11 protein-coding genes are annotated in these 11,896 nt (G+C 50.7%); 2 read left to right on the top strand and 9 right to left on the bottom strand.

What is annotated here, in order from left to right:
• Positions 1-20: 20 nt before the first annotated feature.
• The 6 genes from mmsB to AWM70_RS09375 all read right to left on the bottom strand — a co-directional run bounded on the left by mmsB (position 21) and on the right by AWM70_RS09375 (position 6,143).
• The gene (gene mmsB, locus AWM70_RS09350) at positions 21-1,184 is read right to left on the bottom strand and encodes a multiple monosaccharide ABC transporter permease (protein ID WP_068695764.1); all 1,164 of its coding nucleotides are present in this window, start codon (positions 1,182-1,184) and stop codon (positions 21-23) included.
• The gene (gene mmsA / locus AWM70_RS09355) at positions 1,159-2,718 is read right to left on the bottom strand and encodes a multiple monosaccharide ABC transporter ATP-binding protein (RefSeq protein WP_068695765.1); all 1,560 of its coding nucleotides are present in this window, start codon (positions 2,716-2,718) and stop codon (positions 1,159-1,161) included. The genes mmsB and mmsA overlap by 26 nt, the downstream gene beginning before the upstream one ends.
• 42 nt (positions 2,719-2,760) lie before the next feature.
• On the bottom strand, positions 2,761-3,858 hold the full coding sequence (chvE, locus tag AWM70_RS09360; RefSeq protein ID WP_068695767.1) for a multiple monosaccharide ABC transporter substrate-binding protein: 1,098 nt from the start codon (positions 3,856-3,858) through the stop codon (positions 2,761-2,763).
• Positions 3,859-4,068: 210 nt separating this feature from the next.
• Complete coding sequence (locus tag AWM70_RS09365) at positions 4,069-4,833, bottom strand: DUF4247 domain-containing protein (protein ID WP_068695769.1); 765 nt, start codon at positions 4,831-4,833, stop codon at positions 4,069-4,071.
• A 10-nt stretch (positions 4,834-4,843) separates the two neighbouring features.
• Entirely contained in the window at positions 4,844-5,350 is a 507-nt protein-coding gene (locus tag AWM70_RS09370) for a DUF4178 domain-containing protein (RefSeq protein ID WP_068695771.1), read from the bottom strand.
• 127 nt (positions 5,351-5,477) lie between these two features.
• Positions 5,478-6,143 (bottom strand): PspA/IM30 family protein, encoded by a 666-nt coding sequence (locus tag AWM70_RS09375; protein ID WP_068695773.1) that lies wholly within the window; start codon positions 6,141-6,143, stop codon positions 5,478-5,480.
• Positions 6,144-6,380: 237 nt separating this feature from the next.
• On the opposite strand from AWM70_RS09375, the gene AWM70_RS09380 reads away from it, so the two are divergent.
• Together AWM70_RS09380 and AWM70_RS09385 are read left to right on the top strand one after the other, a co-directional pair.
• Positions 6,381-6,908, top strand: a complete 528-nt coding sequence (locus AWM70_RS09380; RefSeq protein ID WP_068695775.1) for a TetR/AcrR family transcriptional regulator — start codon at positions 6,381-6,383, stop codon at positions 6,906-6,908.
• 153 nt (positions 6,909-7,061) lie between these two features.
• A complete protein-coding gene (locus tag AWM70_RS09385; protein ID WP_068695777.1) occupies positions 7,062-8,039 on the top strand; it encodes an NAD-dependent epimerase/dehydratase family protein in 978 nt (325 codons plus the stop codon).
• A gap of 105 nt (positions 8,040-8,144) precedes the next feature.
• Here AWM70_RS09385 and mglC read toward each other — a convergent pair whose 3' ends face one another.
• Genes mglC through AWM70_RS09400 form a run of 3 tightly spaced genes read right to left on the bottom strand, consistent with a single transcriptional unit; the run spans position 8,145 to position 11,724 of the window.
• The gene (gene mglC / locus AWM70_RS09390; protein ID WP_068695779.1) at positions 8,145-9,152 is read right to left on the bottom strand and encodes a galactose/methyl galactoside ABC transporter permease MglC; all 1,008 of its coding nucleotides are present in this window, start codon (positions 9,150-9,152) and stop codon (positions 8,145-8,147) included.
• A 25-nt stretch (positions 9,153-9,177) separates the two neighbouring features.
• A complete protein-coding gene (locus AWM70_RS09395; protein WP_068695781.1) occupies positions 9,178-10,683 on the bottom strand; it encodes a sugar ABC transporter ATP-binding protein in 1,506 nt (501 codons plus the stop codon).
• An 18-nt stretch (positions 10,684-10,701) separates the two neighbouring features.
• Positions 10,702-11,724: a galactose ABC transporter substrate-binding protein gene (locus AWM70_RS09400; RefSeq protein WP_068695783.1), complete on the bottom strand. Its 1,023-nt coding sequence runs from the start codon at positions 11,722-11,724 to the stop codon at positions 10,702-10,704.
• Positions 11,725-11,896: the final 172 nt, after the last annotated feature.

The raw sequence follows: 11,896 nt of genomic DNA on the forward strand, positions 1-11,896 counted from the left end.
TTTCGTCTAGCCGGCCTGGTCTAGGCGGCTCTTTTATTTTTGTTATAAATATCAAAAGCTACGGCAAGCAGCAGCACCAGCCCTTTAATGCCCTGCTGCCAGTCAATGCCCAGACCGATCAGCGACATGCCGTTATTCAACACCCCCATGACCAGGCCGCCGATGATAGCACCAAAAACGGTCCCGATGCCGCCCGAGGCCGACGCTCCGCCAATGAAGCAGGCCGCAATGGCATCCAGCTCAAAGTTGGTCCCCGCTTTCGGCGTAGCCGCATTCAGGCGGGCGGCAAAAACCAGGCCGGAAATAGCGGCCAGCACCCCCATATTAACGAATACCCAGAAGGTCACTTTTTTCGTTTTGACTCCCGATAAACCGGCGGCTTTCTCATTGCCTCCCAAAGCATAAACATGGCGGCCCATGACCGTTTTCCCCATAACAAAGGAATACATCACAATGAGAATAAACAGCAGTACCAGAATATTAGGGATTCCCGCATAACTCGCAAGCATAAAGGTGAAGACATTGATAACCGCCACCAGCAATACCAGCTTCAGCACAAACAGCCCTTGGGAAGAGACCTCGAACCGGTATTTAAGCTGCGCACGCCGGTCGCGGATCTCGTTCAGGATATAAAGCACGGAAAGCACGATGCCCGCCAGTATCGAGACCATATTAGTCGCCGTATTGGCCAGATCGGGCAGGAACCCGGAGCTGATCTTCTGGAATCCGCCGGGAAAAGGAGAAATTGACTGTCCTTCCAGCACGATCATCGTAAGCCCGCGGAACAGCAGCATGCCCGCAAGGGTGACGATAAAGGCCGGAATCCGCACATAGGCGACCCAAAACCCCTGCCACGCCCCGATCAGGGCGCCTGCTACCAAAGAAACCACCACGGCCACCCAGGCCGGAAAATCCCAGTTGACCATCATAATAGCGGACAAGGCGCCTACAAAGGCGGCAATGGAACCCACGGATAAATCAATATGTCCCGTAATAATGACCAGAACCATACCGATTGCCAGGACGAGGATATAGCTGTTCTGAAGAATCAAGTTAGTGATATTGATCGGTTTAACCAACAGTCCCCCGGTCAAAAGGGTGAACAAAAACATGATGACAACAAGCGCGATGATCATTCCATATTGGCGGATATTGGTTTTAAACAGCCTCGTGATGACTTCCATGTTTAACCCCTCCCGATTTAGTCATGTCTTTCATCAAATTTTCTTGCGTGGCTTCTTCTCCGCTAAACTCGCCCGTAATTTTGCCTGCGCTTAGGACATAAATCCGGTCGCTGAGGCCGATGACTTCGGGCAGTTCGGAAGAAATGACGAGAATCGCTTTCCCCTGCTCGGCGAGGGCATGTATGATCGTATAAATTTCATATTTGGCCCCGACGTCGATGCCCCGCGTAGGTTCATCCAGAATGAGAATGTCCGGTCCGGAAAAAATCCATTTGCCCAGCACGACCTTCTGCTGGTTGCCGCCGCTCAGATTGCCCGTTTTCTGCAGCACGCTTGGGGCTTTGATATTCATTCTGCGGCGCATGTCTTCCGCGGCCAGCACTTCTTCCCTTTCATTCACAATCATCCGCTTCGAAAGCTTGCGGAGACCGGTCAAGGAAATATTCCGTTTGATGTCGTCCATCAGGATCAGCCCATACTCCTTGCGGTCTTCCGTCACGTAAGCGAATCCGTTCGAGATCGCTTCATTGATCGTCCGGTTGTGGATCTCCCTGCCGTCTTTAAAGAGCTGCCCGGAAATGTTCCGGCCGTACGACTTGCCGAAAATGCTCATCGCGAGCTCAGTTCGCCCGGCGCCCATCAGCCCGGCGATGCCGACGATTTCGCCCCGACGGAGCTTCAGGTTAACGCCATCCAGCACTTTCCGCTCCGCATGCTGTTCGTGGTAAACCGTCCAATTGCGGACTTCCAGCGCTACCTCTCCGATATTGGCGATGCGCTCCGGGAACCGCTCCGTCATGTCGCGTCCGACCATGCCGCGGATGATCCGGTCTTCCGTGACGTTGTCCCGCTTCATATCCATCGTTTCGATTGTCTTCCCGTCCCGGAGAATCGTAATGGAATCCGATACTTTGGACACCTCGTTCATCTTGTGCGAAATCAAAATGCAAGAAATCCCCTGGCGTTTAAATTCGAGCATCAGGTTCAGCAGGTTTTCGCTGTCATCTTCATTGAGCGCGGCAGTTGGTTCATCCAAAATGAGAAGCTTCACCCTTTTGGAAAGCGCTTTCGAAATTTCGACCAGCTGCTGTTTGCCGACGCCGATATCCGTCACCAGCGTGTTTGGGTTTTCATGCAGGCCCACCTTCTCCAGCAACTCCTGCGTTCCGGCAAAGGTTTCGTTCCAGTTAATGATGCCGCGGCGTTTGCGTTCATTGCCCAGATAAATATTTTCGGCAATCGACAGCTCCGGAATCAGGGCCAGCTCCTGGTGAATAATGACGATGCCACGCTCTTCACTTTGCCGGATGTCCTTGAATCTGCAAATTTCCCCCTCCAGCAAAATGTCGCCTTCGTAAGAACCAAAAGGGTAAACGCCGCTAAGCACCTTCATCAGCGTAGATTTCCCCGCCCCGTTTTCCCCGCACAGAGCATGAATTTCCCCTTGGCGCACCTTAAGATTGACCTGATCCAGCGCCTTGACGCCGGGAAACGTTTTGCTGATGTTCTTCATTTCCAAAATGTACTCGGACAAAATCATCCGCTCCTTTCCCGTTTTCCAAGTCGGCTTCTTCGTTTATTTCAAACCCACTTCTTCTTTGGTGTAATACCCTTCGTCGACAATGGCTTCCTGCACGTTTGCAGCATCCACCGATATCGGATCCAGCAGATAAGCGGGTACAACCGTAATTCCGTTATCATAAGATTTCGTGTCGTTGACTTCGGCCTGTTCGCCTTTAAGCACGCTTTCCACCATCTTCACCGTTTGGGCGGCCAGCTTTCTTGTATCTTTAAAAATCGTTTCCGTCTGCTCCCCGCTGACGATCGACTTGACCGATGCCAGCTCCGCATCCTGTCCGGTGATCACCGGGAGCGGTTTGTTTGGTTTGCCGTAGCCGATTCCTTTCAGAGAGGAAATAATGCCTATGCTGATGCCGTCATAAGGCGAAAGCACCGCATCCAGGTTTTCGCTGGAATAATAAGCGCTAAGCAGATTATCCATCCGTGCCTGCGCAAGCGCACCGTCCCACCGCAGTGTAGCAATCTGGGCCATCGTGTTCTGTTTGCTGCGAACAACCAGTTTTCCGGAATCCATGTAAGGCTGGAGAACCGACATAGCTCCGTTAAAAAAGAAATAAGCGTTGTTGTCATCGGGAGATCCGCCAAAAAGCTCCAGGTTAAAAGGACCCTTGCCTTCTTTTAATCCCAGTTTTTCCTCAATGTACGAAGCCTGCAGCACACCTACCTTAAAGTTGTCGAAAGTCGCGTAATAACTTAAATAAGGCGTATTTCGAATCAGCCGGTCATAGGCAATAACCGCAATGCCCTGCTTATGCGCTTTGCCGATTACGTCCGTCAGTGTATTGCCGTCTACCGCGGCAATCACAATGACGTCAACCCCTTTCGTAATCATGTTTTCAATTTGCGAAATCTGATTTTCCACCACATCCTCGGCGAACTGGAGATCCGTCTTGTAGCCTTTTTCCTGGAACAAACGGGCCATATTCTCCCCGTCCGCCACCCAGCGCTCGGACGATTTAGTCGGCATGGATAAGCCGATGTAGCCCTTTTCCGCGCTGCCTGCGCTGGTTTCGGCCAAATTGCAGCCGGCAAGCATCACCGTCAGGACCAGTGCGAGCGCAAGGGTGAGGACCCGAGAGATTTTGTTTTTCATGTATCTTCCCTCCCGAAACACAATTTTCTTCCCCAGAATAACACTGCGGCTTTTTCCAGTCTTTTCAAGAATCAGACTTTTTTTATAAAAATCAAACTTTCCTTTTTGGGGTTAACGCAAAAAAAGCCGGAACCCGCTGTGCGGATCCGGCTTCTTTACTATTCTTTTGTAAAATCACGAAAGTAAATATGTTATCTTGCTAAGGACGGGCTATCGCCGCCTGGATATGCCTCCCCTCCCCGAGCGGGTGGAAGGTTTTTTGATAGAGGTACGCGGTTTGGTATAACTTCCAGACCCGCTTCCGGTGCCGCCATTTGGGCTGCGTTCAATGCTGCCGCGGCTGCCCGTTCCCGTACCCGTTCCGCTGCCCGCTCCACCCCCTCCGAAGAAACCGCCCGTACTGCCTCCGGTTGTGGAGCCGCGGCGGATAACCGAACCTTTTTTCTCGACCGTCAGCGGCGGCGCCGCCTTTTTCTCAGTGGTTGACGGGGTATGGTAAGTTTGTTTCGGCGCATAAATGTCCCGGCTCGTATAACCGCGGTAACTACCGCCATACCCGCCCAAGCCGTTAAACAAGCTGCCAATCAGCTGAGCGGTCAAATACCCCTGAAGGAAGCTGGAATCGTAGTTCTGTCTTACATAACTTTCCGAATCCACTTCAATGAGCGTGTCTTCCGGGTTACCCGGGTCCTTCTGAAGATGATAATATTCATCCTTGTAGACAAGGAACATATGATCCGGGTCTTCCGGAGACATTTCATCCGGTGTCCGCTGGCCGGCCAGATCTGCAGCCACTTCCGGCACCGTTTCTCCGGCAGCTCTATAAACGTAAGAGCTGGAATTCCCGTTTTGGTTAACCGATTCCAGCGGATAATTCTCTTTGACGACTGAAGGACTGCCGCAGCCGCTCAGCAGGCCGGCCACAAGGCTAAGGATGACAATGATTTTCAGGTATAAACTGTGTCTGTTCTTCATGGAACCACTCCTAGTTCGAGCGGATGACTTGAACATCTCCGGAGATGACTTTTACCCCTTCATACAGCATAAATCTTCCATCCTGCCATTCTATGCGCAGAAGGGAATAATCGTCGGCCTGGAACTGCCAGACATGTTGTTCTCCGCCTTGGAGGAAAGGAGCTCTGCCAAGAACCGTAACCCGCCCCTCAAATTCTTCTTCCAGATAAAATAGTTTGCCGTCCAGCTCAAGCTCCGTCGGCACCTCGGCCGGATTGTCCAGCCGCCCATCAATGACATCATAAAGCGCATATTCCAGCTTCTCGCGTTCTTCAATATGAAGATATTTAATGCGATTTCCGTCCCGCAGCGTAAGCACCACAGCATTCCTGCCAGGATTGCGAACACTGCCCGTCACTTCATAAGTAACAAATTCAACTTCGCAAATATCTCCCGGGCCCAGATCAAGCATACTTTTCTCAGGAAGCTTCGGTGCTTCTTTGGCAAATAAACGGCCTATACGTTTGACTAAATTCATGTTCGCTTCCCCTCTCGCCCGCTACCCTGCGCAGCAGGGGATATCATAAAGAAGGAGAAACCAGAAATCGTTTCCCCCTCAGGTTGCGCAGAACGCAGGTTATTTAGAACGGTATTGTTTGCCTGGTTTATTTCTCGTATTGCTTCAGCAGCGCCGCAAGCTCATCTTCAACGGCTTTGTCTTTGCCGAGCTCTTTAAATTCATCATCCAGCGATTTGGACTTGGCATTAAGTTCGCCAGAAGCTTCGGCTTGAGCTTCCATTTGCAGCATTTTCTCTTCCATCCGCTTCATGCCGGATGCCGCGCTGTCGGCATCAAAGCCGGAGATGGATTTGTTGATTTGCTGCTGGGCTTTCGCAGCGTTATAGCGGGCTACCAGCGTTTCGCGTTTATTTTTCAGCTCGGACAGCTGTTTGCGCATTTCTGCTAGCTTGTCGCGCAGATTGTCGGCGGCTGTTTTGTTCTGTTCGTAATTGGCTTTATATTCAGCAGCCTTCTCTTCCGCCGTCTTCTTCTCTTCGAGCGCCCGGCGGGCCAGGTCTACATTGCCGGCTTTAGCTGCTGTATGCGCCTGCTCGTTGCGGCGGTTCACCAGTTCCTCCTGCTCTTCATAAAGCGCTTTGAATCTCTTCTCAATCGCAATCTGAGCCGCTACCGCTTTCTCGGCATCCTCAAGGTCGGCCTGCATATCCCGGATATATTGATCAGTCATTTTGACCGGGTCTTCGGCTTTGTCAATCATAGCGTTAATATTAGACATCGTTAAATCACGCAGTCTTTTGAAAATGGACATCAGTCAATTCCTCCCATAAATCAAATGTTTTTATGATCATATTTACGTAGAACAACGGATACAGTTTCATTTTTCCACAAAATGATTGAAATATCAAAAACGCGTGCCCCGTATTAAAAAAGACATTATCTGATGATTTGCAGTTGATTTTGAATTGCAAATCCGTTACACTACAATTAGTGATTGATCAATTACAAAATATGCGATTATTTATTCAGGGTCAAGAAAGGAGCTGCCATGGCAAAAAGCAATTCAACCTCTGTGAACAGACAGAAAGATATCGTCTCGGCAGCAATCGAAGTGTTTGCCGAAATGGGCTATTACCGCGCCACAACGGCTAAGGTGGCTGAACGGGCCAGCATATCCCAGCCTTATGTATTCAGATTCTTCTCCACCAAAGAAGAGCTGCTGCTGGAAGCCTTGAAGGTATCCTTTGAACGGATTAACGAAGCCTTCGCCCGAGTGATCCAATCCGCGCCACAAACTTCGCTGGAACAAGAATTGATCGAAGCCTATCAAGACATTATGGATGAGCACCGCAGCGAAATTCTGCTGCAAATGCAGGCCCAGACGATGATGGAACATTCAGTTGCCGAGCTTATGCGCGAATCCTATGCTCAAATCCACGACAATGTCTACCGCGCCTTTAAGGCGGCCGGGCTTGAAGCGCCGATGGAAAAAACCATGCTGTTCCTGGCCAGAGGAATGTTGTGCAACACGGCTATGGCCATCCAGCTGCCTTTGCTCATGAAAATAAACGAATGATTTCGTTTATTTTGCAATTTGGTAATTGATTAATCACTTAATGAATATGCACAAGTAACCGTTCATTTGCTGGAGCGAAGCTTCCTCTTTTGTAATTGATCAATCACTAATTTAATTTAATCTCATTATCTAACCGAAGGAGTGTGTTTTTCTATGAAAAAAGCAATTGTATTAGGCGCCACAGGCGGAACCGGTAGCGCCATAACAGCAGAACTTATCCGCCGAAATATCGAAACCATCGCTTTTGGCCGCTCCGAACGAAAATTAAAGCAGCTTCATCTGACTTTGAACGCCTCTCCCCTCCTCTCCCTGGCTGTTGGAGATGCGTTTGACGCAGAATCCATCATTCAGGCGGCCCAATCCGCAGACGTGATCATCCATTGCGTCGCCGTTCCCTATAACGAAATGATACAAAGCCAGCTCCCTTTAGGCGAAACGGTGCTTACGGCAGCGTCAGCTCTGGGCAAAAAGCTGGTGATCATCGACGGCATTTACCCTTACGGAAAAGCCATTACGCCCCGTGTAAGCGAAACGCATCCCAAACAGCCTCATACCCGAAAAGGCCAAACTAAACTTGCCTTTGAGCAGCTGGTCTTCAGTCCTCGCTGGCAGAATCTTTCCCGGATGATCGTCAGACTGCCGGATTATTACGGCCCAACGGCCAATAAATCCTCCTACCTCGGCATGACGATGGAAGCTATTGCAGCGGGCCGTCCCGCCATGTTTGTCGGCAGTCTGAAGGTGCCCCGGGAATATATTTATCTGCCTGACGCCGCTTATATGATTGCCGAGCTGGCTGCCTGTGAGGAGGCTTACAATGAAGAATGGAACCTGCCCGGATCTGGCATTATTACCGGACATGAGCTTGTACGGCTTGCCCGTCAGGCTGCCGGAATGTCCAAACCTGTGCTGCCGCTGAATAAGCTGCTGCTCCGCATGAGCGGCTGGTTTGACCCTGTCGTCGGGGAAATCGTAGAGATGTATTATTTGACGAAGACGCCGGTGATTCTGGACGGCAGCAAATATACGTCCCGGATCGGGCCGCTTAAAGCTACTCCGTATCAGACGGGAATTCCGGAGACGATTAAGGCCATTCAAGCCGCCAAGCAATCGGCCAGACAAGCAAATTAAACAAGCAGCAAATTAAGCAGCTGCAAAACACCGGCCCCCCGCTATTCAGCAGGGAGCCGGTGCATGTTTTACCAAAAACTGATATTCCAGCAGCTTCTGAACTTCTTATTTCTTCGCCGCGTATTTACGCATATCAAACGCAACTGCAGCAACGATGATCAAACCTTTAATAATCAGCTGCCAATACGGGCTGACGCCGATAAAGGTCAAACCGTAGTTGATGACGGTAAAGATAAGCACGCCTGTTACGACGCCCGGCACGGTACCGATCCCGCCTGTAGTAGAAACGCCGCCGACCACGCACGCTGCGATGGCGTCAAGCTCATACATGTTGCCGTAGTTGTTCGTGGCTCCGCCGGTTCTCGCAGCTTCCAGCACACCTGCCAGGCCGTACAGCGCCCCGGCAATCCCGTAAATCCACAGCAGGTTTTTGGCGACATTAATGCCCGATACGCGGGCGGCTTGTTCGTTGCCGCCAATGGCGTACATGTTTTTGCCCAGCTTGGTTTTATTGAAGACTACCCAGACGATAAAAGCTACAAAAATCGCAATCAACACGATATAAGGAAGGGAATATTCGCCGCTGCCGATACTGCCCGAGCCAATGTCCGTAAAGTCTTTGCGCAGACCGCCGATCGGCTGGGACTGGTTCGGCTTCGTATCGAAATAGAGCGAGTTGACGCCATAGATCGCTACCATGGTGCCTAAAGTCGCAATAAATGGTGGCACTTTGAATTTGGATACGATAAATCCGTTCAGCAAACCAAATAGCAAACCGACAACCAAAGCGATCAGGATCGGAATACCGACCCACAGCTGCGGCAGGTCCGGGAAGAAACGGCGGCCATAGTCGCTGACCTGCAGCATGGAAGCCGAGATAACAGCGGTCAAACCAACCATACGGCCTGCGGACAAGTCCGTTCCGCCGGTAATCAGGATAAACGCAACGCCGAGCGCGATGATTACGCGGGTTGCCGACTGAATCAGAATATCACGCAGGGTGCTGACCGCAAAAAAAGACGGGTCATAAGCAGTGATTGCGATCAGCAAAACAACAAGCACGATGTATATCGCATTTTGTGAGATTGAGCCTCTTAATTTCTGTGTATTCATCTTTCTGTTTCCTCCTTCTCCTGCCCTAATGCTGGGCTGCCAAACGCATAATTTCTTGTTCTGTTGCTTGTTCTCTATCCAGAATGCCGGTCAGACGGCCTTCGGACATGACCATGATGCGGTCTGACATTCCCAGCAGCTCAGGCATTTCAGAGGAAATGACGATAATGCTTTTCCCTTGCTCGGCCAGATCCGCAATAATCGAATAAATTTCGAATTTGGCGCCGACGTCGATGCCCCGGGTTGGTTCATCCAGCAGAAGAATGTCCGGATTGGTCAGCAGCCAGCGGGCGAGCAGCACCTTCTGTTGGTTGCCGCCGGACAGATTCATGATCAAAGCTTTCATATTCGGCGTTTTGGTCCGCAGCTTCTCGATCTTCTCATTGACCTCCGCTTTCTTCTTGCGTTCATCAAGCAGCATATACGGGGTCACGTAAGCATCAAGATTAGCTACGGCGCCGTTCTCGTGCACGGATAATACCGGCAGAATCCCGGTTGCCCGCCGTTCCTCAGTAAGCAAAGCCATGCCGTATTTCTTGGCATCGCCCGGCGATTTGATTTTGACCTCTTTGCCATGGATAGAGATCGTGCCGGACGAAATCTCGCGAAGACCAAACAAGGCTTCCACAAGCTCCGTCCGCTGCGCCCCGACCAAGCCGCCGATCCCGAGAATCTCGCCTTTGCGCAGCTCGAAGGAGATGTCTTTGAACGATTTCGGATCGACCGAGGTTAAGCCGGTTGCTTTGAGAATGACCTCGCCCGGATGGTTGTGGCGCTCCGGGAAACGCTGCTCCAGATCCCGGCCTACCATGCGGGAAATGATCAGATCGGTGGTCATTTCTTTAGCCGGCCAGGTGCCGATTTTTTTGCCGTCGCGCATGATTGTCACTTCGTCGGAGATCCGCAGAATTTCTTCCATCTTGTGCGAAATATATATGATCGACACACCGTTGCTGCGCAGCTCGTTAATAATGCGGAACAGATGCTCGACTTCGACGCTGGTCAGCGAGGAGGTCGGCTCATCCATCACGATAAGTTTCGAGTTGAACGAAACGGCTTTGGCGATTTCAATCGATTGGACTTTGGATACAGACAGCTTGCCGACAAGAATATCGGGGTCGATGTCGATATCCAGCTGCTTGAACAGTTTGATGGTATCCTCGCGCATTTTCTTATGGTCAATAAATTTAAGCGGTCCCTTCGTCGGGAAACGTCCGAGCCAAATATTTTCCATTACGCTGCGGTGAGGGATCGGGTGGAGCTCCTGATGAATCATGGAGATCCCGTACTGCAAAGCTTCGCTTGAATTGTTGATGACCGTCTTCTGTCCATTCAGCAAAATTTCACCGTCGTCCGGATGGTAGATGCCGAACAGGCATTTCATCAGCGTTGATTTGCCGGCGCCGTTCTCGCCCATAAGGGCGTGAACGGTACCGGGTTTGACTTGCAGAGTAACGCCATCCAGCGCTTTAACGCCGGGGAACTCCTTTGTGATGCTTTTCATTTCAAGCCAATATTGTTCTTCAGGCATGGTTACTCCACTCCCCACTTATTTCGCGTCGTCTATATTGTCTTTCGTGATTTTTTTATAAGGGATCCAAACGTATTGGTTGTCGGTAATATCAAAACCTACGCTGTCTTTGGTAATTTCTTTGCCTTGAGCGAGCAGGGAAGCCAGCGTGATTGCCGCTTTGCCTTGGTTTTTAGCATCGTTGAGAACGGTGCCGAGCAGCGTGCCTTCCTGCAGCGCCTGCACCGCAGGAGCTGTAGCGTCAACGCCTACAACCGGCATGTACTTGTCGCCTTTGAAATAACCGGCGGCTTTCAAAGCTTCGATGGCGCCGAGGGCCATATCATCATTATTGGCAAAAACGGCTTCGATCTTATCACCGTTGGAACCCAGGAAAGCCGCCATTTTGTCCTGGCCTTTCACGCGGTCCCACATCGCTGTATCTTCAGCCAGCTTCTCTACCTTAATTCCTGCGTCTTCCAAAGCTTGGATGGAATATTTCGTGCGCAGCTCCGCATCCTGGTGTCCTGGTTCACCTTTCAGCATGACGTATTGCAGGACGCCGTCGCCGTTCTTGTCGGCTTCAGGATGTGCTTTCCAGTAATCGGCTACGATTTGGCCGGACAAGGTGCCGGATTCTTCCGCTTTCGCGCCCACATAATAAACTTTATCCCATTTCTTCATATCTTCCGGCATCGGTTCGCGGTTGAGGAACACGACCGGCACGTCTTTGGCTTTCGCTTTGTCGATAATAACGCCGGCTGCGGTACGGTCTACCGGGTTAACGACCAGCGCTTTATCTTTTTTGGTAAGGAATTGATCGACCTTGTCGTTCTGCGTTGCCTGCGAGTTCTGGCTGTCTACGATGTCCACTTTGGCAATGCCTTTCGCGGAATCCTCAATCGCATTGCGGACACCTGTCATAAAGGTATCGTCAAATTTGTAAATCGCAACGCCGACTTTCGGTTCGGAGCTGGAGCCGCTGCTGTCCGAATTGCCGCATCCTGCAAGCGCTCCCCCGAGCAATGTTGCTGCCGCCAATACGCTAACCATCTTTTTCATAGATTGACCTCCTGATTATATAACTGATATTTACCCCCGCATCCGCCTATTGGATACGCTTTCATTATGGGGTTTCGAATCCGTTTTGCGAATTAAAAATTCTGAGATGTTTTATCAAAATTCTAATGAAGTACGACTAAAGTACGATTTTTTTCGAGAAAAAAAAGCGGCA

The sequence above is a fragment of the Paenibacillus yonginensis genome (assembly GCF_001685395.1).
GTDB classification, from domain to species: Bacteria; Bacillota; Bacilli; order Paenibacillales; family Paenibacillaceae; genus Fontibacillus; species Fontibacillus yonginensis.

Coding starts and splice junctions, on each gene's coding strand:
- AWM70_RS09375 (WP_068695773.1), bottom strand. CDS start 6,143: ATGTCCATTTTCAAAAGACTGCGTGATTTAACGATGTCTAATATTAAC.
- AWM70_RS09400 (WP_068695783.1), bottom strand. CDS start 11,724: ATGAAAAAGATGGTTAGCGTATTGGCGGCAGCAACATTGCTCGGGGGA.
- mglC (WP_068695779.1), bottom strand. CDS start 9,152: ATGAATACACAGAAATTAAGAGGCTCAATCTCACAAAATGCGATATAC.
- AWM70_RS09365 (WP_068695769.1), bottom strand. CDS start 4,833: ATGAAGAACAGACACAGTTTATACCTGAAAATCATTGTCATCCTTAGC.
- AWM70_RS09380 (WP_068695775.1), top strand. CDS start 6,381: ATGGCAAAAAGCAATTCAACCTCTGTGAACAGACAGAAAGATATCGTC.
- AWM70_RS09385 (WP_068695777.1), top strand. CDS start 7,062: ATGAAAAAAGCAATTGTATTAGGCGCCACAGGCGGAACCGGTAGCGCC.
- mmsB (WP_068695764.1), bottom strand. CDS start 1,184: ATGGAAGTCATCACGAGGCTGTTTAAAACCAATATCCGCCAATATGGA.
- AWM70_RS09395 (WP_068695781.1), bottom strand. CDS start 10,683: ATGCCTGAAGAACAATATTGGCTTGAAATGAAAAGCATCACAAAGGAG.
- chvE (WP_068695767.1), bottom strand. CDS start 3,858: ATGAAAAACAAAATCTCTCGGGTCCTCACCCTTGCGCTCGCACTGGTC.
- AWM70_RS09370 (WP_068695771.1), bottom strand. CDS start 5,350: ATGAATTTAGTCAAACGTATAGGCCGTTTATTTGCCAAAGAAGCACCG.